Annotated in this window: 27 protein-coding genes; 19 read left to right on the plus strand and 8 right to left on the minus strand. The window is 66.4% G+C overall.

The window, feature by feature from the left end; genetic code table 11:
- Positions 1-45 precede the first annotated feature (45 nt).
- The 5 genes from rpmH to yihA all read left to right on the plus strand — a co-directional run bounded on the left by rpmH (position 46) and on the right by yihA (position 3,415).
- On the plus strand, positions 46-180 hold the full coding sequence (gene rpmH / locus EG799_RS09460; RefSeq protein WP_123880607.1) for a 50S ribosomal protein L34: 135 nt from the start codon (positions 46-48) through the stop codon (positions 178-180).
- A 157-nt stretch (positions 181-337) separates the two neighbouring features.
- Positions 338-724 (plus strand): ribonuclease P protein component, encoded by a 387-nt coding sequence (gene rnpA / locus EG799_RS09465; RefSeq protein WP_123880609.1) that lies wholly within the window; start codon positions 338-340, stop codon positions 722-724.
- Complete coding sequence (gene yidD / locus EG799_RS09470) at positions 721-930, plus strand: membrane protein insertion efficiency factor YidD (RefSeq protein WP_123880611.1); 210 nt, start codon at positions 721-723, stop codon at positions 928-930. Before rnpA ends, yidD begins: the two co-directional genes overlap by 4 nt.
- A gap of 35 nt (positions 931-965) precedes the next feature.
- Positions 966-2,771 (plus strand): membrane protein insertase YidC, encoded by a 1,806-nt coding sequence (gene yidC, locus EG799_RS09475; protein WP_123880614.1) that lies wholly within the window; start codon positions 966-968, stop codon positions 2,769-2,771.
- Positions 2,768-3,415, plus strand: coding sequence for a ribosome biogenesis GTP-binding protein YihA/YsxC (gene yihA / locus EG799_RS09480; RefSeq protein WP_123880616.1), 648 nt, complete (start codon positions 2,768-2,770; stop codon positions 3,413-3,415). Before yidC ends, yihA begins: the two co-directional genes overlap by 4 nt.
- Before the next feature lie 195 nt (positions 3,416-3,610).
- Here yihA and EG799_RS09485 read toward each other — a convergent pair whose 3' ends face one another.
- Positions 3,611-5,812 (minus strand): EAL domain-containing protein, encoded by a 2,202-nt coding sequence (locus tag EG799_RS09485; RefSeq protein WP_158611053.1) that lies wholly within the window; start codon positions 5,810-5,812, stop codon positions 3,611-3,613.
- Between the two features lie 303 nt (positions 5,813-6,115).
- Here EG799_RS09485 and EG799_RS09490 point away from each other — a divergent pair, with 303 nt between their 5' ends.
- The 6 genes from EG799_RS09490 to EG799_RS09515 all read left to right on the plus strand — a co-directional run bounded on the left by EG799_RS09490 (position 6,116) and on the right by EG799_RS09515 (position 10,931).
- Positions 6,116-6,781, plus strand: a complete 666-nt coding sequence (locus EG799_RS09490) for a glutathione S-transferase family protein (RefSeq protein ID WP_123880620.1) — start codon at positions 6,116-6,118, stop codon at positions 6,779-6,781.
- Complete coding sequence (gene dapE / locus EG799_RS09495; protein ID WP_267900632.1) at positions 6,778-7,932, plus strand: succinyl-diaminopimelate desuccinylase; 1,155 nt, start codon at positions 6,778-6,780, stop codon at positions 7,930-7,932. Before EG799_RS09490 ends, dapE begins: the two co-directional genes overlap by 4 nt.
- 58 nt (positions 7,933-7,990) lie before the next feature.
- Entirely contained in the window at positions 7,991-9,226 is a 1,236-nt protein-coding gene (locus EG799_RS09500) for a dicarboxylate/amino acid:cation symporter (protein ID WP_123880623.1), read from the plus strand.
- On the plus strand, positions 9,219-9,455 hold the full coding sequence (locus EG799_RS09505) for a hypothetical protein (RefSeq protein ID WP_123880625.1): 237 nt from the start codon (positions 9,219-9,221) through the stop codon (positions 9,453-9,455). The genes EG799_RS09500 and EG799_RS09505 overlap by 8 nt, the downstream gene beginning before the upstream one ends.
- Positions 9,456-9,536: 81 nt before the next feature.
- On the plus strand, positions 9,537-9,872 hold the full coding sequence (locus tag EG799_RS09510; RefSeq protein ID WP_123880627.1) for a hypothetical protein: 336 nt from the start codon (positions 9,537-9,539) through the stop codon (positions 9,870-9,872).
- Between the two features lie 66 nt (positions 9,873-9,938).
- Entirely contained in the window at positions 9,939-10,931 is a 993-nt protein-coding gene (locus EG799_RS09515; RefSeq protein WP_123880629.1) for a phosphatase PAP2 family protein, read from the plus strand.
- Here the strand turns inward: EG799_RS09515 and nth are convergent.
- Positions 10,928-11,578: an endonuclease III gene (gene nth, locus EG799_RS09520; RefSeq protein ID WP_123880631.1), complete on the minus strand. Its 651-nt coding sequence runs from the start codon at positions 11,576-11,578 to the stop codon at positions 10,928-10,930. The genes EG799_RS09515 and nth overlap by 4 nt on opposite strands.
- Positions 11,575-12,321, minus strand: a complete 747-nt coding sequence (dapB, locus tag EG799_RS09525) for a 4-hydroxy-tetrahydrodipicolinate reductase (RefSeq protein ID WP_123880633.1) — start codon at positions 12,319-12,321, stop codon at positions 11,575-11,577. The genes nth and dapB overlap by 4 nt, the downstream gene beginning before the upstream one ends.
- Positions 12,322-12,365: 44 nt before the next feature.
- On the opposite strand from dapB, the gene EG799_RS09530 reads away from it, so the two are divergent.
- Together EG799_RS09530 and EG799_RS09535 are read left to right on the plus strand one after the other, a co-directional pair.
- Positions 12,366-13,070, plus strand: a complete 705-nt coding sequence (locus EG799_RS09530; RefSeq protein WP_123880635.1) for an NAD-dependent deacylase — start codon at positions 12,366-12,368, stop codon at positions 13,068-13,070.
- Between the two features lie 43 nt (positions 13,071-13,113).
- Entirely contained in the window at positions 13,114-13,962 is an 849-nt protein-coding gene (locus EG799_RS09535; protein ID WP_123880638.1) for a hypothetical protein, read from the plus strand.
- A gap of 66 nt (positions 13,963-14,028) precedes the next feature.
- Here the strand turns inward: EG799_RS09535 and EG799_RS09540 are convergent, their stop codons facing one another.
- The 5 genes from EG799_RS09540 to mutM all read right to left on the minus strand — a co-directional run bounded on the left by EG799_RS09540 (position 14,029) and on the right by mutM (position 18,520).
- The gene (locus EG799_RS09540; RefSeq protein ID WP_123880640.1) at positions 14,029-14,817 is read right to left on the minus strand and encodes a HesA/MoeB/ThiF family protein; all 789 of its coding nucleotides are present in this window, start codon (positions 14,815-14,817) and stop codon (positions 14,029-14,031) included.
- A gap of 55 nt (positions 14,818-14,872) precedes the next feature.
- A complete protein-coding gene (locus tag EG799_RS09545) occupies positions 14,873-15,310 on the minus strand; it encodes a DUF1330 domain-containing protein (protein WP_123880642.1) in 438 nt (145 codons plus the stop codon).
- Between the two features lie 80 nt (positions 15,311-15,390).
- Positions 15,391-16,797 (minus strand): chromosomal replication initiator protein DnaA, encoded by a 1,407-nt coding sequence (gene dnaA / locus EG799_RS09550; RefSeq protein ID WP_234029192.1) that lies wholly within the window; start codon positions 16,795-16,797, stop codon positions 15,391-15,393.
- 524 nt (positions 16,798-17,321) lie between these two features.
- On the minus strand, positions 17,322-17,582 hold the full coding sequence (gene rpsT, locus EG799_RS09555) for a 30S ribosomal protein S20 (protein WP_123880646.1): 261 nt from the start codon (positions 17,580-17,582) through the stop codon (positions 17,322-17,324).
- 122 nt (positions 17,583-17,704) lie between these two features.
- Positions 17,705-18,520, minus strand: coding sequence for a bifunctional DNA-formamidopyrimidine glycosylase/DNA-(apurinic or apyrimidinic site) lyase (gene mutM, locus EG799_RS09560; RefSeq protein ID WP_123880648.1), 816 nt, complete (start codon positions 18,518-18,520; stop codon positions 17,705-17,707).
- A 58-nt stretch (positions 18,521-18,578) separates the two neighbouring features.
- Here mutM and EG799_RS09565 point away from each other — a divergent pair, with 58 nt between their 5' ends.
- The 6 genes from EG799_RS09565 to dut all read left to right on the plus strand — a co-directional run bounded on the left by EG799_RS09565 (position 18,579) and on the right by dut (position 25,396).
- Positions 18,579-19,313, plus strand: a complete 735-nt coding sequence (locus EG799_RS09565) for a class I SAM-dependent methyltransferase (RefSeq protein WP_123880650.1) — start codon at positions 18,579-18,581, stop codon at positions 19,311-19,313.
- 16 nt (positions 19,314-19,329) lie between these two features.
- The gene (gene ubiB / locus EG799_RS09570; protein WP_123880652.1) at positions 19,330-20,886 is read left to right on the plus strand and encodes a 2-polyprenylphenol 6-hydroxylase; all 1,557 of its coding nucleotides are present in this window, start codon (positions 19,330-19,332) and stop codon (positions 20,884-20,886) included.
- A complete protein-coding gene (locus tag EG799_RS09575; protein ID WP_123880654.1) occupies positions 20,874-22,034 on the plus strand; it encodes a hypothetical protein in 1,161 nt (386 codons plus the stop codon). The genes ubiB and EG799_RS09575 overlap by 13 nt, the downstream gene beginning before the upstream one ends.
- The gene (locus EG799_RS09580; protein ID WP_123880656.1) at positions 21,994-23,151 is read left to right on the plus strand and encodes a hypothetical protein; all 1,158 of its coding nucleotides are present in this window, start codon (positions 21,994-21,996) and stop codon (positions 23,149-23,151) included. The genes EG799_RS09575 and EG799_RS09580 overlap by 41 nt, the downstream gene beginning before the upstream one ends.
- Before the next feature lie 63 nt (positions 23,152-23,214).
- On the plus strand, positions 23,215-24,945 hold the full coding sequence (locus EG799_RS09585; protein WP_123883008.1) for a bifunctional phosphopantothenoylcysteine decarboxylase/phosphopantothenate synthase: 1,731 nt from the start codon (positions 23,215-23,217) through the stop codon (positions 24,943-24,945).
- A complete protein-coding gene (gene dut / locus EG799_RS09590; protein WP_123880658.1) occupies positions 24,938-25,396 on the plus strand; it encodes a dUTP diphosphatase in 459 nt (152 codons plus the stop codon). The genes EG799_RS09585 and dut overlap by 8 nt, the downstream gene beginning before the upstream one ends.
- The last annotated feature ends 31 nt before the right edge of the window (positions 25,397-25,427 follow it).

The following is a 25,427-nucleotide window of genomic DNA, read 5'->3' on the forward strand; positions in this document are numbered from 1 at the left end:
CTTGGTCGGTGGCCCTTTTCTTTTCGATTTTCGAGGATACGCATCATGAAGCGCACTTTCCAGCCGAGCAATCTCGTGCGTGCCCGCCGCCACGGCTTCTTCGCGCGCAAGGCGACCCCCGGTGGCCGCAAGGTTCTTCGCAACCGCCGTCGTCGCGGTCGCAAGAAGCTCTGCGCCTGATCCTTGCCGGTAGAACCCGTGCGCGGTCATCCGTGTTCGGGCGGCACGGCGATACACCCCTGTCCTCGACCGTCGCGGACCATGCGGGCTCCCTCGGGAGCCCGTTTTCGTGTGCGTCGCGGGTGACTGGCACCATCGCAATACCTATCCTGCCGGCATGAAGCCGACTGTTCTGACGCGGCGCGCCGATTTCCTGAGCGCGAATCGTTCGGCGGTGCGGGTGGCGCGCCCCGGCTTCGTTCTTCTCGCTAGGCCCAATGGCGGCAAGGGGGTGCGGTACGGCATCACCGTAACGAAGAAGATCGGCAATGCCGTGGTGCGGAATCGCATGAAGCGGCGCTTGCGCGAACTTCTGCGCGCTGCGTTGCCGACAGCGGGCCTGCCCGATCACGATCACGTCCTGATCGGCCGGGAGGGCGGGGTCGAGCGCGATTTCGCGCAGATGGGGGCGGAACTGGGCAAGGCTCTCGAACGGGCCGCCGCCGGCAAGGGCGATCCGCCCCGTCGTCCGCGCCCGCGCAACCGGCGGCAACCGCGGTCATGAAGCACCTGCTGGTCCTCCTCGCGCGCGGTTGGCAGCTTGGCCCGAGCCGCATCCTGCCGCCGACCTGTCGCTTTCAGCCGAGTTGCAGTGCCTACGCCATCGAAGCTCTCCAGACCCATGGGGCGATTCGGGGTGGATGGCTGGCGATCAAGCGTATAATGCGCTGCCATCCGTGGGGGGGTCACGGATACGATCCGGTGCCCTGAGGCGCCCGCCATTCACTGCCGACGGATATGTAATCTTGGACAATCAGCGTAATCTCATCCTCGCCGTCGTGCTGAGCGCGGTCCTGTTGTTCGGGTGGGACTTCGCCATGCGCACGTTCTATCCCGATCCGGCCGACGACGTTCCCGCCAACATGGCGAGCCGCGACGACATTCCGGCGGAGCGCGCGCTCGAGCGTGAAGGCGACAACCTGGCTGCGGGCCGCATAAGCGTCGGCGGCGACGCGGTGGATCAATCCGTCGTGCGTGACGTCGAAACCGAGCTCGCCAGCGAAGGCCGCGTGACGATAGACGCGCCGGAAGTCGCCGGCACCATCAATCCCGTAGGGGCGCGGGTCGACGACATCCTTCTGAAGACTCACCGCCAAACGGTCGAGCCGGACAGCGGCCCGATCCGCCTGTTCGCGCCGGCGGGAACCGACATCGAACAATATGCGCAGTTCGGCTGGGTCGGCGACGGCATCGCGACGCCGACCGCACAGACGCGCTGGCAGGTCGTCGACGGCGACCGGCTGACGCACGAAACGCCGGTGACGCTAGCCTGGGACAACGGGCAGGGGCAGCAATTCCTGCTGCGCTTCGCGGTGGACGAGCACTACATGTTCACCGTCACGCAGATGGTTCGCAACACCGGCAGCGGGGCGGTCGCCCTGCGCCCCTATGCCTTCGTCGCGCGCACCAGCGAAACAGCCAGCCGCAGCACCTGGAACGTCCATTCCGGGCCGCTCGCCGCGCTCGATGGCGCGATCGATTTCGAATGGAATTACGATGACGTCGAAGAACAGGGCGTCGTCGACAATCCCGGCGAGACCGAGTGGGTCGGTTTCACCGATATTTACTGGATGAGCGCACTCATCCCCGACGATGCGGTCGGGGCGACCAGCGCGTTTCGTTCGCTGGGCAATTCCGACTACCGCGCCGACCTCTATTACGAACCCGTTACGGTCCCCGCCGGCGGAAGCGTGACGCGCACCACGCGTCTGTTCGCGGGGGCAAAGGAAAGCGGCCTGCTGAGCGCATACCAGGATGCAGGCATCACCCAATTCGGCAACGCCATCGACTGGGGCTGGTTCGGCTTCATCGCCTGGCCGATGTGGCAGGTGCTGATCTTCCTGTTCGGGCTCGTGGGCAATTTCGGCGTAGCGATCATCTGTCTGACCGTCATCATCCGGGCGATCCTGTTCCCGATCGCGCAAAAGCAGTTCGCCTCGATGGCGCAGATGCGCGCAGTGCAGCCCAAGATGAAGGCGTTGCAGGAACGCTACAAGGACGACAAGCCGAAGCTCCAGCAGGAGATGGCGAAGCTCTACAAGGACGAGAAGGTCAATCCGCTCGCCGGCTGCCTGCCGATATTCCTTCAGATCCCGATCTTCTTCGCGCTGTACAAGACGCTGTTGCTGGCAATCGAGATGCGTCACCAGCCCTTCTTCGGCTGGATAAGGGATCTGTCGGCGCCCGATCCCGCGCATATTCTCAACCTGTTCGGCCTGCTCGATTTCACGCCTCCCGGTTTTCTCGGAATCGGCGTGCTTGCGGTGCTGCTGGGATGCACCATGTTCCTGCAGTTCCGCCTCAACCCGGCGGCGACAGACCCGATGCAGCAGCAGATCTTCATGATCATGCCATGGGTGCTGATGTTCGTGATGGCGCCGTTCGCCGCCGGACTGCTGATCTACTGGATAACCTCCAACCTGCTGACCCTGGCGCAGCAGCGCTATCTGTATGCGAAGAACCCGCAACTGCGGGCGCAGATGGCGAAGGACCGAGAGGAAAAGGCGCGCAAGGCCGAGCGGGAAAAGGCGGCCAGGGCCGAAGGACGATGATCGAGAACGGGAGCGAGGAGGCGCTGGCTGAGGAAGCTCGCCGCCTGTTCTCGGGGCGGGTCGAATTCCTGCTCAGCGCGCCGCAACTCAAATTCCTGCCGGCAGGCGACTATCCCGAAGTCGCGTTCTGCGGACGATCAAACGTGGGGAAGAGCTCGCTCATCAACGCTGTAACCGGACGCAAGGCCATCGCGCGCACCTCGGTGACGCCGGGCCGCACGCAGGAACTCAACTTCTTCGAGGTCGGAGAACCGACGCGCTTCCGGCTGGTCGACATGCCCGGCTACGGGTTCGCCAAGGCGCCCCTTAAAGTCGTCGAACGGTGGCGCAGTCTGGTGCGAACCTATCTGCGCGGGCGTGCGGTGCTGAAACGCACGCTGGTGCTGGTCGATGCCCGGCACGGGCTCAAGGATAGCGATCGCGACATGATGACGATGCTGGACGAGGCTGCCGTGGGGTACCGCGTGGTCCTGACCAAGGCCGACAAGATCAAGGCGAGCGAACTGGCGGCAACATGTGAGCGGACGGCGACCGAAGCGCGCAAGCATGTCGCTGCCTATCCGCAAATTCACGTGACGAGCGCCGAAAAGGGCGCAGGCGTGGACGAGCTGCGCGCGGCAATCCTCTCTGACGTTCGGCAATAGGACCTGGCCTGCACCGCGGACATGGGATCCAGACAATAAAAAAGGCGCCGAGCGGGCGCCTTTTTCACGTGTATTACATGGCTAGTTCAGCCGACGCGTCCGCCGAAAAGCCAGTCCCAAAAACCACGGCCCATGATCTGTCTCCTTGTTGCCTTCGGAGACAGGTCTAGCGTTAACCACAAATGTTTGCAAATTCTAAACCATGTTTCGCAACGGTTCTTGTTCAAGCCCTTGCGATTCAATGATTTTCTCGATCCGATCGGGGCGGAAAATGCCGAAACCCTGGGCCACCAAGCAGCCATTTTCGCGCAGTTTGGTTAACGTTTCGGCATCTTCCACGCCCTCCGCCACGACGATGATTCGCAGATCGCGCCCCAGCTGGAGAACGCTCCTGACTATTCCCAGGGCCTTCGGGTCGTCGCAGATCCGGGCGGTAAACATGCGATCGATCTTGAGTTCGTCGAAGGGCAGACGCAGCAGCGCCTCGAGACTTGCCGCTCCGACCCCGAAATCATCCATGGAAATCTTGGTGCCGAGCGAGCCCAGTTCAGCCAGGATTTCATTGGCGACGTCGAGATTGGAGATGCGGAAGGTCTCGGTGATCTCGAGCGTCAGACGTCGCGGTTCGAAGCCCGTCTTGTCGAGCGCCTCGCGTACCATCGAGACGATCTCGCGCTCGTGGAGGAGCGTTGCCGAGATGTTGACCGCCACGGGAATGTTGAGCCCGTTATCCTCGAACGCGTTACCGGCCATGCAGGCCTGTTCGAGGACGTAGCGCGTCAGATGGCCCATCCGTCCCGCTGTTTCGCACTGGCGGATGAAGTGGTCGGGCGGAATCTGCCCGCGGACCGGATCGCTCCACCGCACGAGCGCCTCGACGCCGATGATCTCGCCCGTCTGGACGAGTATCTTGGGCTGGAAGGCGAGGTATATCTCGCCGCTTGCCAGGGCCTGGTCGATCCGCGCCTGGAGGGAGATGTTCCAGAGCAGGTCTTCCTGCGAGGCGGCATCGACGATGGCGATCGGTTCGAACGTTTCGGTGGTCTTTTCCGCCGCCGCCACCGCGGCAGACAAGCGTCGCGACACCGCCGGGCTGGGGGTGAGATCGATCCCGAAGGTGATGCCCACGTCAACCTGTTCGTCGCCCACGACAAGCGGCGAAGAGAACAGCGCGCGAAGGCCCTCGAGATGTTCGCGCAGGAGAGTTGGATCCTTCTCCGCCATCGTCCAGGCGATCAGGTGCCCCTCCCCCAGATAGATTTCCGCGTCCTGGGTCGCGGCTCGCAGCCGGCTGACGATGCTCAGCAGATATTCTATGTGCAGTTCGGTCGGCAGGGTGCGGCGCACCTCCTGGAAGCGTTGAATGCGCGCGACGATGATGGCGGGAACGTGTTCGGCCACGTCCTTGTCGGTTTCGAGGGCGAGAAAGGTGGGCAGGCCGGTCTCCCCATCGACGAGGCGCAAATTGCGTTTCCAGCGCGCGCGAATCCGAAAGGCAGCAAAGATTGCTAAGAGAGCGACCGCGTCGGCAGTGTTTGCCCTGATTGCCATTTCCGCCGTGATGGCGAGGAAAGCCGGAACTAAAAGGACGGAAACGCCATATGCTGTATAGCGCAGCCATACAGAGCGAACGATAACACCCGAAAGCAAAAGCAGGAACACCGTAATGATCGGAACAATAGCGTCGATCATAACGGTCTGGCTTGCCTTGAGTGTTTCCGCCGCAAAGATGGAAGCATAAGAAGTGGGAATGCCCACGTGGCCGGGAATGTTAAGCGGATGCATGTCGCCGCTTCGCATTTGTCCAATGACGACCGACTTGCCGGCGAAGGACGCAAACTCGTTTGCACCTTCTAAGTCTTCAATTCGATACGACGGGATGGAGTCTAGGGAGAACGCATAGCTGATGGGGAAATCCCGGCTGCTATCCCCGCTATCTCCCGCGATCGCAGCGGGAAGGGTAGGTAGGTCCTCAGAAATTTCCGGAACGCGGTACGGCATGTACCATGCGTATCCTAGGACGTTCATCCAGGTGTAGCTACCGACCTCCGAAATACCTTTACCAATTTTCGGAATCGATTTCCGAGCTACCATCCGCCCGTCGAAATCGGTCGTGAAAGCCTTGGTTAGATGCGCACGCGATCCGAGGTTTTCGAGCGCGCGTCGCAAACGAGCGTCATCTGCAGGCGTTCCGGGGCGATCGAACACGACGTCGACGTAAACGTCACCCACGCCGGCTTTGCGTAACTTGTCGAGGATGTTCGCAAGTTCTGTCCGCCTTTCCGGGAAGTCCGCGTCGGCGAGTTCGCGTTCCGCTCCTACGAAGACGATGTCGCCCGATGCCCTGTGTTCGGCCAGCCGCGACTGCAGCGTCCAGATGAACTGGTCGACCGGCATGAGCAGCGTCAGGGCGTAGAGGCCGAGCGCGATCGCGCCCGCCCACAGGACCTGCATGACCCGCTCGGCGCGCGGGCTTTTCGCCTTCACTTCGGATCGTTTCTGACTCACGCCCTGCCTTCGGTTTCGTCCGGCCTGACACCGGTTCCATCCAGCGGGTCGCATATGATGGTTAACAATTCACGAGCATCGCCGGCATGTTCGCCCGAGTGGCCGCGCGGCAACAGCGGGCTTTCCTCCCGTTCAGCCTCGACACCGCCGATCCCAGGCCCTACCTCGCTGAGCGAACAGGGAAGCAGGCGCATGAAGCTCATCATCGGCAACAAGAACTATTCCAGCTGGTCGCTGCGCGGCTGGCTGGCGGCAAAGCAGAGCGGCCTTTCGTTCGAGGAGCTGACCGTTCACATCGATGGTGACGACTGGGAAGCGATGAAGCAGCAGGACGGCGAGTTCCAGCCCTCCGCCGGCAAGGTGCCGGTGTTGTGGGACGGTGACACCGTAGTATGGGATTCGATCGCCATTCTCGAATATCTGGCCGACAAGGTCGGACGCGACCGGTTCTGGCCCAAGTCCGACGATGCGCGCGGCATGGCGCGGGCGATGGTGGCGGAAATGCACTCGTCCTACCTGCCGCTGCGACGGGCCTGCCCGATGAACATCCGCGCCCAGCACCGGGTCGGGCTGAGCAACGAGGTCAAGGCCGACATCGTGCGCATCCTCGGCCTGTGGGCGGAAGCTAGGGCGCGCTTCGGCAAGGGCGGGCCGTTCCTGTTCGGCACGTTCGGCGCGGCGGACATCTTCTACGCCCCGGTGGTCAGCCGCTTCCTCACCTACGGTATCGGCGTGCCCGGCTTCGCGCAGGCTTACATGCAGGCGGTGTGGGAGCACGACTGGATGCAGAGCTGGATCGGCGCCGCACAGGACGAGGCCTGGACGATCTCGCAATTCGAGGTCGGCGAAACCGCGTGAGCGAGAGCGCCGCCCTCGATCCGGTCGATTGCGCGCGCCGCCTGATGGCGTGCGAGAGCGTCACCCCGGCGCGGGGCGGGGTGTTCGATGGCCTTGCGGGTATGCTCGCGCCCCTCGGCTTCGACATTCACCGCTTCGTCCGCGGAGAGGGGCCGGAAGGCAGCGACGAGGAGCCGGTCGAAAATCTCTTCGCCATCCGCCGCGGATCGACAGGCAGCCGGCATTTCGCCTTCGCCGGCCATCTCGACGTGGTGCCGCCCGGAGATGGCTGGACAAGCGAGGCCTTCGTGCCGGAGGTCAGGGGCGATCTGCTCTACGGGCGGGGCGCGGTCGACATGAAGGGAGCGATCGGCTGCATGGCGGCGGCGGTGGCGGACATCCCCCGCGAAGCCGGCACGATCAGCTTCATCGTTACCGGCGACGAGGAAGGCCCGGCGCTCCACGGCACGCGGGCGATCATCGATCATATCCGCGCCGCTGACGACGCGGTTCCCGACCTCTGCCTCGTCGGAGAGCCGACCAGCGTCAACCGGCTGGGCGACATGATGAAGATCGGGCGGCGCGGCAGTATCAACATCTGGCTGGAAGTTGCCGGCACGCAGGGTCACGTCGCCTATCCGCACCTCGCCAACAATCCCATACCGCGTATGGTCGCCATGCTGGCCGAACTGGATGCCCTGCACCTGGATGACGGAACCGACTGGTTTCAGCCGAGCAATCTCGAAATCACCGAGTTCGACGTGCCGAACCGTGCGCACAACGTCATTCCCGGCAAGGCGCGGGCGCGCATTTCCATCCGCTTCAACGATCGGCATTCGGGCAAGGGGCTGGCCGAACGCGTCCGCGCCATCGCGGAGCGGCATGGCGGCACCGCGCATCCGGTAATATCGGGCGAGAGCTTCCTCACCCCGCCGGGCGAATTTTCCGGTCTGGTCGCGCGCGCCGTCGAGGCGGAAACCGGGATAGAGCCCGAAGCCTCCACCAGCGGCGGGACGTCCGACGCCCGCTTCCTGAAGGATCTGTGCCCGGTGATCGAGTTCGGTCTGGTCAATGCGACGATGCACAAGACCGACGAGGCCGTCGCGCTCGAGGATCTGCGAACCCTCGCGCGCATCTATCGCCGCGTCGCACTCGCCGGCCTTCACGCCTGACTTCCCATTTGCCGTCCGCGCAGGTAGCGAGGGGCAAAGGGAGTAAGGGGTTGCATCGATGAAGACCTGGTTCGCCACTCCGCTGTGGCAGCGCGTGATCGCGGCGCTGGTGCTCGGCATCATCGTGGGCCGCTTGTGGGGACCGGACGCGGAAAGCATCAAGATCGTCGGCGATGTCTTCATCGCCGCGATCAAGATGCTGGTGGTGCCCCTGATCTTCTTCAGCCTGGTATCGGGCGTCGCCGCCATCGGCGATCTGCGCAAGCTGGGCGCGGTCGGCGGGAGGGCGCTGCTGCTGTTCGTGATTACCGGCCAGATTGCCGTCTGGCTGGGCTTGGCGCTCGGCACTCTCGTCAAGCCGGGAAGCGGCGTGGACACCAGCGCGATCGAGCTGGGCGCGGTGCCGGAACCCAACGAGACGACGTGGCGGCAGATGATCCTGGAGATCGTGCCGCAAAGCCCGGTTCAGGTCATGGCGGACGTCAATGTCCTGCCGCTGATCGTCTTTTCCGTGCTGCTGGGGGTCGGCATCCTGATGGCCAGGGAAGACGGCGGCCCGGTCCAGAAGATCTTCGATTCCGGCTCCGTCGTCATGCAGCAGGTGACGATCCTCGTCATGGAGCTGACCCCGTTCGGCGTCTTCGCGCTCATGGCGTGGGTGGCGGGCACGCTCGGCTTCGATGCGCTCATCGCCCTGTCGAAGCTGGTCGCGCTCAATTACGCGGGTTGCCTTCTGATCATCTTCGTCATGTATTCGGCGATGATCAAGTTCATGGCGAAGCTGCCGGTGGGCGACTTCTTCCGCGGGATCATCGACGCGATGGCGGTCAGCTATTCCACCGCCAGTTCCAACGCGACGTTGCCCGTCACGCTGCGCTGCGCGGAGCGGAACCTCGGCGTTTCCAATTCCGTGGCGAGCTTCGTCATCGCGCTGGGCGCCACCATCAACATGAACGGCACCGCCATGTATCTCGGGCTCGCCACGCTGTTCGGCGCGCAGATCTTCGGGGTGGACCTGACCTGGGGGCAGTATTTCCTCATCTCGATCCTCGCGACGCTGGGCGCGGTGGGAGCCGCAGGGATACCGGGCGCGGGGCTGATTATGATGGCGCTGGTGTTCGGCGCGGTCGGCGTGCCGCTGGAAACGATCGCCTTCGTTGCCGGCGTGGACCGGATCATGGACATGATGCGCACCACCACCAACGTCTCGGGCGACGCCGCCGTCGCCACCACCGTAGCGGTGATGACGGGCGAGATCGACCGCGCGGAGATGGTGTCGGCGGACGATGTCTAGGCGCTTCTCTCGGCTCGCCGCGTTGTTCGCTCTGCTTCTCGGTGGCTGCGAGACTATCATCAAGAACCGCGTGGAGACGGCGCTTGTCGACGCGGGCCTGCCTTCGGGCATGGCCAATTGCATGTCGGAAATCTGGGCGGACGATCTCTCGGTGAGCCAGATCAAGGGCATCTCCGACTTCGCCGACGCGGTAAAGGACGAAGGGGGGCGCTCACCGTCGGCCGGCTGATTCGCCACGTGCGCGAATGGAACGATCCGGAAGCGCTGACCGTCGTCACGGCCTCCGCCGCGCGTTGCGTCATCTGACGTGATGACCCGATACGGCGATTACGAGGGCGGCGAGGGCAAGGACAGCACGCATTCCGGACGGAGCTGGCTCCTCGGTGGGTTCCTGGCACTGATCGCGCCCTTCGCACTGTCAGCGGCGATCCTCACCATTGGCGAGCTGGCGGAATGGCGATTGCCGCTCAATGGCTACGGCGCGCTGGCAATCGTGCTCGCCGTTGGCGCTGTCGGCGTCGACCGGTTGCCCATCCCCCCGCTCGCCAGGATTGCGATCGCGACCCTTTACGCGCCGCTCGCCGTCCTCGCGCATATCGTCTTCGTCCTCGCCTTCGAGTGCTGGGCCTTCGGCGCTTGCATTTAACTTCGCGCGTTCCGCCACCGTCCTCGTCTTAACCCTAAATCAAGCATGACCGGGTAACGCTTCACCATGATCGCGCGGCTCGTCATCGGCTGGCTTCTGGCGGCGCACCTGCTGCTGGGCATGGTGCTTGTGCGGCCGGACCCCGTCGTGCTTACCGAGGCGCTACGAGCCAACCTCGTGATCCTCACTTTCCTCGCGCTCGGCGCGTTCGCCTGGCTAGGCGTGGAGGTCGCGCGGCAGCGGCCCGCCAGCCCGTTGCGGTTGATGCGCGACACGCTGTGGGCGCGGCGGCACCGCTATATTGAGGGCACAGCCTTCCTGCTCGCGCTTGCTCTGATGATGCAGGCCTACATGATGCTGAAGGTTGCCATCCCGCGCTTCGTCCCGTTCTGGGCCGATCCGCTGCTGGCGGATATGGACGCCGCCTTGTTCGGACGCGACCCGTGGCTGATTACCCATGCGATGTTCGGCGACGCGGCGACGCGGTTCCTCGACTGGTTCTACGTCCTGCCATGCTTGGTGGTGACGCTGGGGATGACGGTGTGGGCGTGCTTCGCCGCCGATCGGGCGTTCAGCCGCCGCGCCGTGCTCGCCATCATGGCGTCGTGGTTCCTGATTGGCAACTGGGCGGCACTCGTTCTGTCGTCAGCCGGGCCGGTCTATGCCGCGCACTTTTATGGCGATCCGCGCTTCGCCGCGCTGGGGGATGCCCTGCCCGCCGATCTTACCGCGGTGCAGACGCAGGCTTACCTCCTCGCTAATTTCGGTCAGCCGGGCTTCGGCAAGGGCATCAGCGCTATGCCGTCGATGCACAACGCGCTCTACTTGCTGCTGATCGTCATGACGCACCATCGCTTCGGCATGGGCTGGCGCTTGTGGCTCGCCGTCGCGTTCGAGGCGGTGGTGTTCGTCGCCTCAGTCCACCTCGGCTGGCATTACGCGCTAGACGGGATCGTCGCCGCCGTGCTGGTGATGCCGGTGTGGCTGGGCGCGGGATGGATCGTGCAGGCGCACCCGCCCGTGCGGCGGCCATCGGCACGCAGTCCGCTGCCGGCCTAGCGCCCCTTCGGCTTCTCGAGCACCTTCTTGCGGAAGGCGCACAGGTCGATCACCGGGCAGCGCCAGCACTCGGGCGTCCGCGCCTTGCAGACGTAGCGGCCGTGCAGGATCAGCCAGTGATGCGCGCCTAGCCGGAAGGGCTGCGGCACGCGCTTTTCCAGCTTCGCCTCCACCTGCTGGGGTGTCTTGCCCCTGGCGAGGCCAGCGCGGTTGCCGACGCGCAGGATGTGGGTATCGACCGCGAAGGTTTCCTGCCCGAACCAGCAATTGAGCACGACATTGGCGGTCTTGCGCCCGACGCCGGGTAGGCGGACGAGATCGTCGCGATTGTCAGGCACCTCCCCGCCATATTCGTGCACAAGAAGCTGGCTGAGCGCGATCACGTTCTTCGCCTTCGAATTGAACAGGCCGATGGTCTTTATGTGGTCCTTCAGTCCGTCTTCGCCCAGTGCCAGCATCTGCTGCGGCGTCTCGACCTCGGCGAACAGGGCGCGCGTCGCCTTGTTGACGCCGACATCGGTAGCCTGCGCCGAAAGCGCCACGGCTACGACGAGCTGGTAGGCGTTGCCGTATTCCAGCTCCGTCTCCGGCGCCGGGTTCGCCTCCGCCAGGCGTCGGAAGAACTCGAAGATCTGGTCCTTCGTCATGCGCGCAAGGAGGGGAGACCCAGCACGTCTTCCATCGTGTAACGCCCGGGCGGCTTGCCGATCAGCCAGGCCGTTCCGCGTACCGCGCCGCGGGCGAAGATCGCGCGGCTTTCGGCACAGTGGGACAGGACCAGCCGTTCCTGCTCTCCGGCAAAGATTACCGAGTGCTCGCCCGCCACCGTGCCGCCGCGCAGCGCGGCGAAGCCGATCGCGCCTTCCCCCCGCCTGCCGGTATGCCCGTCGCGCCCGCTCTCGCGCTTGTCGCCCAGCTCGACGCCGCGCCCCCGCGCCGCCGCTTCGCCCAGCAGCAGCGCGGTGCCCGAAGGCGCATCGACCTTCATCCGGTGATGCATCTCGAGGATCTCGACATCCCAGTCCGGCCCGAGGCGCGCCGCCGCCTCCCCGACCAGGTGCGCCAGCAGGGTGACGCCGAGCGACGTGTTGCCGGTCTGGATGACGGGGATGACGGCGGCCGCTTCCTCGATCGCGGCGTGGTGCTCCCCGGTCAGGCCCGTCGTGCCGATCAGGATCGGCGTTCTGGCCTCGCGCGCGGCGGCAAGGTTTGCGACCAGCGCATCAGGGGCCGAGAAATCGGCCAGCGCATCCGCATGGCCTGCCAGGTCCGTCAGAACGGTGTCGCGGTCCACCCCTCCGGCGCAAGCGTGCTCGTCGCTCGCGGCGAGAACGTCCGCGATGGCCCTCCCCATGCGCCCCCCGCTGCCGATGATGCCGATCCGCGCCATGCCTGCCCCCTTGTCCGTCCTGAGCGAGGGGATAGGTAGGCGGCATGAGAGAGAACATCCAGACCATCGTCATCCTGACGGGCGCCGGGATCAGCGCGGAATCCGGCCTGAAGACATTTCGCGCGGAAGACGGATTGTGGGAGAACCACCCCGTCGAACAGGTCGCCACGCCCGAAGGCTTCGCCGCCGATCCGGCGCTGGTGCATCGCTTCTACGACGAGCGGCGGGCGCAGATACGTAACGCGCAACCCAATCTTGCGCATGAGGCGCTGGGCCGGCTCGACCGCGAATGGGAAGGCGATCTGCTGATCGTCACGCAGAATATCGACGACCTCCACGAACGCGGCGGGGCGCGGCGTGTGCTGCACATGCACGGCGAAGCGCTGAGCGCGTGGTGCACGGCATGCGATGCGCGCCACCGGTGGGACGAAGGGCTGGGCGATGGACCGGCCTGCCCGGCTTGCGGTTCGGCGGCCCTGCGGCCCGACATCGTCTGGTTCGGCGAAATGCCCTACCGGATGGAGCGCATCTTCTCTGCGCTGGCCCGTGCGGACCTGTTCGTCTCCATCGGAACGAGCGGAGCGGTCTATCCGGCGGCGGGGTTCGTGCAGGAAGCTGGTCGCGCGGGCGCGCGGACGCTGGAACTCAACCTCAAACGCAGTCAAGGCTCGCACCTGTTCGACGAGACGCGGCTCGGCACGGCGAGCGAACTGGTGCCGCGCTGGGTCGACGAGGTGCTGCGCGCCTGAGCGCCGGGGGGAACCGGCAACAGGTCCATTCATTCCGCGAGGCATGAACCATCATCTCAGCGCGGTCGCCCTCGTTCTCACCCTCGCCGCCTGTTCCGGGGGAGGGGACGCCGGCGGCGACGGTGCGAACGGTGCCGGAACCAACCGTGTCCCCGCTGTGGCAGATACGGCCCTTACGGGCGATAGCGAAGCCGCGATGGAAGAACTGGCCTCGGCGGACAGCGGCGGGGGCGGGGCGGTGGAGGCGAACGCCCTGCGCCGCATCCCCGCGCCCTTCCGGGGAACCTGGGCGAAGTCCGCGGACGATTGCGACGGACGCAATTTCAATCGTCTATCCGTGTCGGGAGACCGGATCAGTTTCTTCGAAGACGGCGGCATCGCCAGCGACATCCGGAGCGACGGAGATGCGCTCGCGGTGACGTATCCCTTCGAAAACCCCGCCGGCGAAACAGAGCGGCGCGTCGTCTATTTCGCCCGCCAGGGCGACGGGCGGCTGCGCGTGCGAAGGGGCGATGGCGATAGCGAAATCTACCGGCGCTGCGGTACGGTTTCGCGCCAGCAGACCGCGCAGGGCGCGACCACCGTACCCGTTCGCTTCAGGGGTCTTTACGCACCGGACGCGCGCGCCTGCGCCGAGGATTACACATACCAGCCCGCTTTCCAGCGTGTTCGCATCGGCGCGGATGAGGTAAGCTTCTTCGAGACGGGCGGGCCGGTAACGAACGTCGACGTGGAAGGCGAGCACATCGCCATCACCCTGCGCGAACGCATCGGCGACACCGAGACGTTGCGCGACATCTATCTCGCCCTTACCGGCGAGGGGACGGCGCGCTATCGCCCCGGTGACGGCGAACCGGTGCGGCAGGTCGTGCGCTGTCCTGCGGGCGGCTGACCTAGCCTCGCCAGCCTACGGGCGGTTCCCCGACGGCGAGCCGAAGCCGTCAGGCGAACGGAAAGACTAGTGCCCCGGGCCGCATGTCCGGCATTCCGGATCCTTGGCGATCCGTATGGTGCGCATGGCAGGCTTCAGGCCGTCCATCAGGTGCAGCTGTCCGAACTGGGCATCGTCGCCGGGCCTCAGGCCGTCCAGCAGCAGACGGATCGCCTGCAACGCGGCGAAAGTCCCAACCCAGCCCACCATCGCGCCCAGCACTCCGTCCTCGGCGCAGGTATCGCAATCTTCCGCATCGAAGGCATCGCCGACATAGCAACGATAGCAGGCCTGCTCGGCAAGGTGCCCGGCAAACGCCCCGACCTGCCCCTGAAACCGCCCGATCGCTGCGGATAGCAGCGGCACGCCCGCCGCCACGCAGGCATCCGCCACGGCGAGGCGGGTGGCGAAATTGTCGGTCCCGTCGAGCACCAGGTCGGCGCCCGCCAGATACCGGCCGGCATTGTCCGCGGTCACGCGGGTGTCATGGATGGAAACCGCCAGCGCATCGTCGAAATTGGCCAGCCAGCGCCGTGCGGCGACCGCCTTGCCGTGACCGATGTCGCGCGTGGTGTAGATCGTCTGGCGTTGCAAATTGCTCGCCTCCACATCGCCGTCGTCAAGCAGCGTGAGCCGACCGATCCCGGCGGCGGCGAGATATTGCAGGGCAGGCGAACCGATCCCGCCGAGGCCGACCAGAACCACCCGCGCCTGCGCCAGGGCAAGCTGCCCCGCACCGCCGACCTCGGGCAGGACGATATGGCGCGCGAAACGGTCGAGGCGATCTTCGGATAACGGGGCCGGGCGGTCGGTCATGGGTGCGCCCATAGGCGAGCGGCGGCCGGTGTCAAAGCGGGCGGCGAGCGGTCGCTCAGCTTCCTCGCGTGGCCGGGGAGGCGGAGCCGAAGACCGGCAGCAGGCGGGAATCGGCCAGCGCCGCCTGCCGATGGTGCAGCGTCTCGCGCGTATCCTCTTTCCCGGTATGGGCGAAAAAGGATTCCAGATCGTCGTATTCTACTAGCAGCATCAGATCCCATTGCTCGTCCCGCGGTCCGATCAGGTAGCCGGCGGGATTCCCCCTGAACACCAGCCGCGCTCCGGCCCGCGCGATCATCGGCTGGGTCGCCTTCATGTAGCGCGCATAGGCCTCGCGCCCGCTGATCGGCCCGTCGGGCGCGAGATGGGGCGCATGGGAATAGTCGGCCTCTTCGCGAAAGCGCAGCAGGTTGAGCATGGTGACGGGGCCGGCATGCGCGCCTTCGCGCAGCGTTCGTGCCACTTCGGGCGTGATTTCGGTATATCCGCTCAATCCTGCTCTCCCCGCTCAACCCTGTGCACGGACCTGTGGACCGCCCACTCGCGGCCTGTGGAGATGCCAGAATGCGTGGATCAGCTTTCCAGTTGTCTCAACAGGCTGCGCACATCGCCGTCCATGTCGGCATCGCGTTGCCGCAGATCCTCGATCAGCCGCACCGCGTGGATAACCGTCGAGTGATCGCGCCCGCCGAACTTGCGCCCGATCTCGGGATAGGAACGCGGCGTCAGGACCTTCGCCAGATACATGGCCACCTGCCGCGGACGAACCACGGCGCGCGCCCGGCGCTTGCTGCTCATCTCGGAGCGGTCGATCCGGTAGAACTGGCAGACCGTGCGCTGGATCTCGTCGATCGTGATGCGCCGGCGGTTGGCAGAGAGGATGTCGGTAAGCTGTTCCTCGGCCAGTTGCAGCGACACCTCCTGCCCCGTCAGTTGCGCGTAGGCGATCAGCTTGTTGAGGCCGCCAACCAGTTCGCGCACGTTCCGGTTGATGGTCCGGGCGAGGAATTCGATCACATCGGCCGGCACTTCCAGCGGCGCGAAGCGGGTGAGCTTGGATTCGAGGATTTCCTTGCGCAGCTCGATATCGGCGGCCTGGATATCGGCGACCAGCCCCATCGACAGGCGGGAAAGAAGGCGCGGCTCCACCCCGTCGAGCGCCTGCGGCGCGCGGTCGGCGGCGAAGACCAGCCGCTTGCCCTCGGCCAGCAGCGCGTCGATCGTGTAGAGCAGCTCTTCCTGCGCCGAAGCCTTGCCGATGATGAACTGGATATCGTCCACCAGCAGCAGGTCGAACCCGCGCAGCCGCGCCTTGAACTCGATCATCTCGTTCGACTTCAGGGCCTGCACGAACTCGACCATGAACCGCTCCGCGCTGCAGTAGAAGATGCGCGCGCGCGGATGGGCCTGGAGGTAGGAATGGCCGATCGCGTGGAGCAGGTGGGTCTTGCCCTGGCCGGTCGCGGCCTTGAGATAGAGCGGGCTGAACTGCGGCTGCTCGGTCCGGCTCATGCGCTCGGCCGCGTTCTTCGCCAGCACGTTGGTCGTACCCGTCACGAAGGCGGCGAAGGTCTGCGACGGGTCGAGCCCGACGCTGGAGGTGAAGCCATCGTCGCCGATCGATTCCATCGCCAGCTTGGAATCGTTGGCCGCGCGGTGGCCGAACCCGTCATCGCCGCCTCGCAGATCGAGATCGGCGATCTTGCGGCGGCCCGGGTGGACGGCGATCTTGATGTTGCGAACGCCGTTCTCGGCGATCTTCCAGGCGAGCGAAAGCCGATCGTGATAGCGATCCATCACCCAGTTGGCGGAAAACTCGGTCGGCAGGAACAGCTCCAGCGTACCCGAATCGCGGCAGAACTTGCCGAGCTGGATGGGCCGGATCCATTGCGTGTGAAGCTGGTGGCCAAGATCCTTGCGAAGTCCCTGGCTGATGTCAGCCCAGTCCGCCGCGAGATCGATTGCCTCCTGATCTTCCATGTCCTGCCCGAAATCCTCTGCCCTGTTGCTGACCGGGCGAACGCCGGTCGATCCTATCCGCATCATACGACACACCCCGTTGCCGCCCCGGGCCCGGCGCCCTCGCGCCGATCCGGAACATGACTTCCCCGTTCCGGGAATCGCGACGCGATACCCGGCCTGTCCTGACGGTTGATACTCGTCCCGTGAGAAGCGCCGACTTGTCCGCATCGGCGTTCCGGGGATCGTTTATGAAGAACTGAAGCCGGCGGGCAAGAGCGGCCTGTCAAAAAAACTTAAAAAATGTGCATTGACTCGTCGCCGCCCCGCAGGCGTGCGTCGAAACCGCTCAATTCCGGGGATTTTTTGATGACGGTAATGCGAATCGCGGGATTTGCTTCGCTTGTCGCGGGGCGGTGGCGAGGCTGCTGCCGGATGTAAAAAAGGCCGACGCTTCGCGCGCCGGCCCCGTGTTCGGATGTTCCGATTTCGTTCCGCGCCGCCCGCGATCCGCCAGACCGAATCGCGTCGCGCGCGGCGAACGATCACATCGCTGCGATTCGCTTGCTCAGCCGGCTCTTCTTGCGCGCGGCGGTGTTCTTGTGCAGCACGCCCTTGGCCACGCCCCGGTCGATTTCCGGCTTGGCGTTCTTCATCGCTTCCTCGGCCGCCTTGCGGTCGCCTTCGTTGACGGCGGTTTCCACCTTCTTGATGAAGTTGCGGATGCGGCTGGTACGCGCGCCGTTGATCTCGGCCCGGTTGGCGTTGCGGCGGATGCGCTTCTTGGCTTGCGGCGAATTGGCCATGTCTGTCCTTGTCTCTCGGGCAGCGAGGCCGCCCGGTATCGTTCATCGGGGTCTGTAGCGAGAATCGACGGTACGACCCGCCGGAAAGCGCGCGACATAGGGGGCAGAGGCGCGAAGGTCAACTATTTCTGGCAAACGGGACAGAACCACGTGCTGCGCCCGCCCTGCACGATCCGCCGCACGATTCCGCCATCGCTGCGCCGGCAGGCCTCGCCCTCGCGCCCGTAGACAGCGAAGCGCGTGGCGAAATAGCCCAGCTCGCCATCGGGGCGGGCATAGTCGCGCAGGGTCGAACCGCCGTCCTCGATGGATTGCCGCAACACCTCGCGGATGGCCGGCACTAGCCGGGCAAGGGCCGGCCGGTAGACCCGCCCCCCGGCCTTGCGCGGATCGATGCGGGCGCGGTGCAGCGCCTCGCACACGTAGATATTGCCAAGACCGGCCACCACCCGCTGATCGAGCAGCAGCAGCTTTATCGCCCGCCGCCGCCCGCGGATCGCGGTGCGCAACCGGTCCACGCTCAGCATGTCGCCCAGCGGTTCCGGGCCCATGACGGCGAAGGCGGGCCATTCCTCCAGCCGCGCGGTATCGACGAGATCGACATAGCCGAAGCGGCGCGGGTCGTTGAGCGCGAGACGATGTCCGCCCGCTTCCAGGAGCAGGTGATCGTGCCGGTCGGGCACCTCCGGGTCGATGCGCCAGCGCCCGCTCATGCCGAGATGGAAGATCATCGTCGTGTCCCTGTCGGTATGCAGCAGGCCGTATTTCGCCCGCCGCCCGAGGGCCGTGACGCGCGCACCCGTCAGCGACTGCACCAGGCCCTCGGGAAAGGGGAAGCGCATGTCGGGCCGCCCGAGCCGCACGCGGTCTATCCGCTCGCCCTCGAGTACGCGCGCGAGGCCGCGCACGGTGGTTTCGACTTCGGGAAGTTCAGGCATGTCGCGCGCGCTCTAACACCCTTTGCGCGTCGCGCAATTCGCCCCTAGGGGAGGGGGCATGACGAACGACACAGTCTCCTTCGGTTACGAGGATGTCGATCCGGCGGAAAAGACCGCGCGCGTCGGCTCCGTCTTTTCGGGCGTGGCGGCGAAGTACGACATCATGAACGATGCCATGTCGGGCGGGCTGCACCGGGTGTGGAAGGACCGCTTCGTGCGGGCGGTGAAACCCCAGCCCGGCGAACAGGTCCTTGATATGGCGGGCGGCACCGGCGACATCGCCTTCCGCCTGGCGGATGCGGGGGCGGACGTGGTGGTCGCCGACATCAACCAGGACATGCTCGACGTCGGGATCGAGCGGGCGATGAAGCGGGGTATCGACGGTCTCGTCTGGAGCCGCCAGAACGCCGAGGAGCTGAGCTTCACCGACCGGCAGTTCGATGCCTACACGATCGCCTTCGGCATCCGTAACGTCACCCGCATGGACCGCGCGCTGGCCGAGGCGCACCGCGTGCTCAGATACGGCGGCCGGTTCTTCTGCCTGGAATTCTCGACCACCACCTGGCCAGGCTTCAAGGACGTCTACGACGCCTATTCGCACCGGATGGTGCCGCGGATCGGCAAGGCGGTGGCGGGTGACGAGGCGAGCTATCGCTACCTGGTGGAAAGCATCCGCCGCTTCCCGCCCATGCCCGAATTCGAAGGGATGATCCGCGCCGCGGGTTTCGCGCGCACCAGGGTGGAGCCGATCCTGGGCGGCCTGGTCGCCATCCATTCCGGGTGGAAGGTGTGACGCCCGGCGCCAGCGAATGACGCAACCCGCCACGCATATCTGGCGCCTGCTCGCCTGGGGGCGCACGCTCGCCCGGCACGGCGCGCTGCGCGGGATCGAGCGCGATCCCAACACGCCCGGCCCGGTGCAGCGGCTGGTGCGCTGGGCGCGGCTCGGCACCATCCAGCCGCGCGAGCCGGACTATGCGGGCGCCTTCCGCGCCATCGGCCCCGCCGCCATCAAGCTGGGCCAGACGCTCGCCACCAGGCCCGATCTGGTCGGGGAGGACGCGGCGAGGAATCTCCTCTCCTTGCAGGATTCCCTGCCGCCCGTCCCCTTCGCCGCGATCCGCGAGCAGATCGAGCGCGGTTTCGAACAGCCGCTCGAAGACGTCTTCGCCCATGTCGACCCGGAGCCTGTCGGCGCGGCCAGCATCGCGCAGGTCCACAGGGGTGTCACGACGGAGGGGCGTACCGTGGCGATCAAGGTGCTGCGTCCCGGCATTCGCGAGAAGTTCGAACGCGACATCGCCACCTACGAATGGGCCGCCGCCCATCTGGAGGCGCTGGGCGGGGAGGCGCAGCGTCTGCGGCCGCGCCTGACGATCGCCAATTTCAAGCGCTGGACGAATAGCGAGCTGGACCTGCGGCGCGAGGCGGCGAGCGCGTCCGAACTGGCCGCGTCCATGCGCGGGGTGGAGAAATACTGCATCCCCGACATCGACTGGGATCGCACCAATGGCCGGGTGATGACGATCGAATGGATCGACGGCATCAAGATTTCCGACCGGGAGGCGCTGATCGCGGCGGGGCACGACCTGCCCGACATCGCCCGCCGGCTCGTCATCGCTTTCCTGACGCAGGCGATCAGCGCCGGCTTCTTCCACGCCGACATGCACCAGGGCAACCTGTTCGTGAAGGCGGACGGCACCATCGCCGCCATCGATTTTGGCATCATGGGCCGCATCGACCGGCGCGCCCGGCAATGGCTGGCCGAAATCCTCTACGGCCTCATCACCGGCGACTATCGCCGCGTCGCCGAGATCCATTTCGAAGCGCGATACGTGCCGAGCTATCATTCGGTCGAGGAATTCGCGACGGCGCTGCGCGCGGTGGGCGAACCGATGCGCGGCAAGCCGGTCAGCGAACTTTCGGTCGGCCAGATGCTCGACGGGCTGTTCGCCATCACCCGTGATTTCGACATGCAGACCCAGCCGCATCTGCTGCTGCTGCAAAAGACGATGGTGATGGTGGAGGGGATCGCCACCCAGCTCGATCCGACGATCAACATGTGGGACGTGTCCGCACCCTTCGTGCGCAGCTGGATTCGCGACGAACTCGGCCCGGAGGCGGCACTGGCCGATCGCATCCGCACCGATGTGGAAACCTTGCTGCGCCTGCCCGACCTCGTGCGCCGGATAGAGGAACGCTACCCGGCCAAGGGCGGCGCTCCCGAACCGCCGCCGCTCCCGGATATCGAACTCGTCTGGGAAAGGCGGGAGCGCAAGGGCAACGGCTTGCTCGGCTATCTCGTCGCGGCACTGGGGGGCGGCGCGCTGGTCTGGCTGGGGAGCATCGCGGGTTGGCTCGGGTAAGGGGCAGGGCGCTCTACCGCGACGGGGGCTGGGATCGCTTCGCCGGCTGGCCGCCCGGTGCGGCGCTGCTGACGCTTGTCGTCGCGCTGGCGCTGCTGCTTGCCGCCGCGCTCGGCGCGCCCGGGACCGCCGACGAGCCGGTGCGTGCGCCGGCCGCGACCGGAACCGCCCGGCCCGCCGCCGATGCCCCGCGCGACACCGATCTGCGCCTCTACGACCGCATCGCCGAACGGGTTGGCGAGGGCGAGAATTACTACAGGGTGGCGGTGGAGGAGCAGCGGGCCCGCGATTTCCCGGTACGGCCCGGCCTCGCCGTCAGATTGCCCACGCTGGCCGTGCTCGGCGGATTGCTGGGCCCGGCGGGGATGGGCACGCTCGCCATCGTTCTTGCCATTCTCACCCTGTTCGCCTGGTGGGTACGCGTGCGCGAGACGCCGCTGGGCGCAGGCTATTCGAAATACGTCCTGCTGCTTCTGACGATCGGCGCGGCCGCCGGGTTCAAGCCCGATTACCTGGCGCTGCACGAGGTCTGGGCGGGGATGCTGATCGCCTTGTCGCTGGGCCTGCACCGGCCCGAACCTGACCGGGCCGAGCCGTTTTCTCCGGGAGAACCCCTCGGTGCCCGCTGGCTCGGCGCGGTCGGGGTCGCGGCACTGGCCCTGGCGGTGCGCGAACTGGCCCTGCCCTACGTCCTGCTGATGGGCGCCATGGCGCTCGCCCGTGGGCAGCGGGGGGAAGCGCTCGCCTGGGGCCTGCTTACGCTGACCTTCATCGCCGCCCTGCTCGCCCACATCGCGCATGTCGCGCAATATACCGAACCCGCCGATCCCCTTTCGCCGAGCTGGTTCGCCCTGCGCGGATTTTCGGGAGCGGTTTCCAACATCGTGCTGTCGAGCCCGCTGCACCTGCTGCCCGGCTGGATCGCCGCCCCTCTCGCGCTGCTGCCGCTGCTTGGCTGGCTGGCATGGCGCAGCGCCTTCGGTCTGACCGGCTTCCTGCTTTGCGCGGGGTATTTCCTGGCGTTCATGATCGCCGGGCGCGACAACAATTTCTACTGGGCACTGGTCGTCATGCCGGTGTGGTTCGTGGGCTATGCCTTCGTTCCCCGTGCGGTTCGCAGCCTGGTTCTCACCGCGCTCGGGCGGTGACGGTATCGGGGTGAGTTCCGGGAACGCCACCAGGGCCGGCTGGCTCGATGTATCGCGCCCCTTGCGCCTCCTGCCACGCTGGATGGCATGGGCGGTGCTCGCCTTCACGATCATGGCAATGGCCTGGAGCGCGCTCGCGGCGGTTTCGGCCCCACCGGTCGCTCCCGCCGATGCCGCCGCGGTGACGGATGGCGATGGCGGCGACCTGGCGCTCTACGCCCGGATATCGGAACGGGTGGCGGCGGGGGAGAACTACTACGCCGCCGCGATGGAGGAACAGCGCGCCGCCGACTATCCGACGCGCCCCTTCGTGACCGTGCGCCTGCCGACGCTCGCATGGCTGCATCGCTGGGTCGGGCAGCCAGGTGTGCGCCTCGCGATCGCGCTCGCCTTGCCGGCCGCGATCCTGCTGCTGATGGCGCGCCTCGAAACCCTGACCGCTCCGGCCGAGCGGTTCGGAGCGGGGGCCGCCATGCTGCTGGGCGGGGTAGCCGCGGTCATCCCCGATGCCGCGCTGATCCACGAAGTCGCGGCGGGGGTCATGCTGTCGCTCGCCTTCGCCGTGTACCGGCCTCGGCGTTGGTGGCCCGCTCTCATACCCGCGGCCCTGGCCCTGGCGGTGCGGGAACTGGCCGCGCCCTTCGTCATGCTGTGGTTCGCCTTCGCGGTCATCCGGCGCGACTGGCGGGAGGCGGCGGCGGTGGCCGGACTGCTGGCGCTGTTCGCCATCGCCCTCTGGCTGCATCACCTCGGCGTCGCGGCGCATGCGCTGCCCGGCGACCGGCCGTCGCCCGGCTGGAACGCGACGGCGGGGCCGGAGCTGCCGATCATGGCGCTTTCCCGCCTGACCGCACTGCTGGTGTTGCCGCCCTGGCTGGCCGCGCCGCTCGTCGTCCTGCCGCTGCTCGGCTGGCTCGGGCTGGGCGGGCGGGCGGGATACTTCGCGTTCACGTGGTCTGCCGGGTTCCTGGCCGCCATGTCGCTGTTCGCCCGGCCGGAGAACTTCTACTGGGCGCAGCTGATCCTGCCCGCCTACTGCGCCGGTTTCGCCTTCGTGCCGAGAGCGGCGGCCGATCTGCTTTCCGCCGCGCGTGGACCGGCCTCAAGCCATCCTTAACCATCCTTTGCCATGCAGCGCGCTTGGACTATGAGCGGGGACGAGGCTGTGCTCGAACAGCGCATGGAGTTATCGGAGGGCGACGCGACCAATCCACGTATCCTGCTTGTCGTGGGCGGAGGCATCGCCGCCTACAAATCGTGCGAACTCGTCCGGCTGATCCGCAAGGGCGGGGGCGAGGTATCCTGCGTGCTGACCGACGGCGGCGCGCAGTTCGTCACGCCGATGGCGCTGGCCGCCCTGTCGGGCAACCAGGTCTTCACCTCGCTGTGGGATCTGAAGAACGAGGCCGAGATCGGTCATATCCAGCTGTCGCGCGAAGCGGACCTCGTCGTCGTGTGCCCCGCCACCGCCGACCTGATGGCGAAGATGGCCGCGGGCATCGCCGACGATCTCGCCACCACGCTGATCCTCGCCACCGACAAGCCGGTGCTCGCGGTGCCGGCGATGAACGTGAAGATGTGGGAACACGACGCCACGCAGCGCAACGTCGCGTCGCTTCGCGATGCCGGGGTACGGGTGATGCAGCCCGAGGAAGGGCCGATGGCCTGCGGCGAATTCGGTCCCGGCCGCCTGCCCGAACCGGAAATGGTGTGGTTGGAAATCGCCGACGCGCTCGGCCTCGATCCCGGTGCGGTCGGTGCGGAGGTCGAGGAATATCTGCGCGGACTCGAATACGATCCGGCGGAAGAAGGCGAGGAAGACGATTACGACATCGGCGGCGACAGGCCCGGCGGCCTCGCTGGCATGCTCGCCAACATCATTCCCCGCTCCACCCCGCGCCGCATAGACGAGGACGAGGTTCATTACGATCTCGGAGAGGATTACGAGGACGGCGATCTGCCCGAGGGCGAGATGGCCGAGAGCGATATGCCCGAAGGCGACGCGCCCGGACCGGACCTGTCGAAACTGTCGGGCCTGCTCGCCACCAAGGGTCTTGCCAAGGCCGCCCCGCCGACCGACCGCGAGGCGATCAATCACGAGGTCAACGCCCGGCAGGAAGCGCCCGAGCCGTTCGAGGGTGAGGAGGCCGCCGCGCCCGTCAACCCGCTCGACGCACCCAGCGAGCTGCATGTCGGACCGCCGCTGGACGAGTTCGATCCCCTTGCCGGACAGCCCGATTTCGACGTGCCGGTCGAACATCGCCCGCTCTACGGCAAGCACGTCCTCGTCACGGCCGGCCCGACGCACGAGCCGATCGATCCGGTGCGCTATCTCGCCAATCGCTCCAGCGGCAAGCAGGGCTTCGCCATCGCCGCCGCCGCCGCCGCCGCCGGTGCGAAGGTCACGCTGGTCTCCGGCCCCGTCCATCTGCGGACCCCGCTGGGGGTGGAGCGGATCGACGTCGAAAGCGCGCAGGACATGGCCACCGCCGTGCGCGAGGCGCTGCCCGCCGATGTCGCCATCATGGTCGCCGCCGTCGCGGACTGGCGCACGCGCGACTACAAGGGCGAAAAGATCAAGAAACGCGGGAGCGCGCCGCCGGCCCTCGTGCTGACCGAAAATCCCGACATCCTCGCCAGCGTCGCGGCGAGCGCCAACCGACCCGAACTGCTGATCGGTTTCGCCGCCGAAACCGGCGATGTCGTCGACAATGCGCGCAAGAAGCGCAAGAACAAGGGCGTCGACTGGATCGTCGCCAACGACGTTTCCGGAGAGGTCATGGGCGGTTCCGACAACGAGGTCCACCTGGTGCTCGAAGGCATGGTGGAGCACTGGGAGCAGATGACCAAGCAGGACGTCGCCACCCGCCTGATCGAGAAGGTCGGCGAAAAGCTCTCCGTCGATGCCTGAACCCGTCGCTGTCCGCATTCGCCGCCTGCCGCACGGGGCGGGACTGGCCTTGCCGGCCTATGCCACTGGCGGTGCGGCGGGAATGGACGTGCTGGCGGCGGAGGACGTGACGCTGGCGCCGGGCGCGCGCCACGCCATCGCCACCGGTTTCGCGCTGGCTATTCCCGAGGGGTTCGAGGTGCAGGTCCGCCCGCGCTCCGGCCTCGCGCTGAAGCACGGCATCACGCTTCCCAACACGCCGGGCACCATCGACAGCGACTACCGCGGCGAGTTGAAGATCATCACGCTCAATCTGGGGGACAAGGACTTTGCCATCGCGCGCGGCGACCGCATCGCGCAGCTCGTTCTGGCGCCGGTGACGATGGCGCGATGGCAGGAAGTGGCCGACCTCGACGAAACCGCGCGCGGAGAAGGGGGCTTCGGCTCCACCGGAGGACACGCGGGGCTGTAACCTTCGCACGGCCCGCTACGCCGCACCCGGC

Origin of the sequence: Aurantiacibacter spongiae (assembly GCF_003815535.1) — a bacterium.
GTDB lineage: Bacteria > Pseudomonadota > Alphaproteobacteria > Sphingomonadales > Sphingomonadaceae > Alteraurantiacibacter > Alteraurantiacibacter spongiae.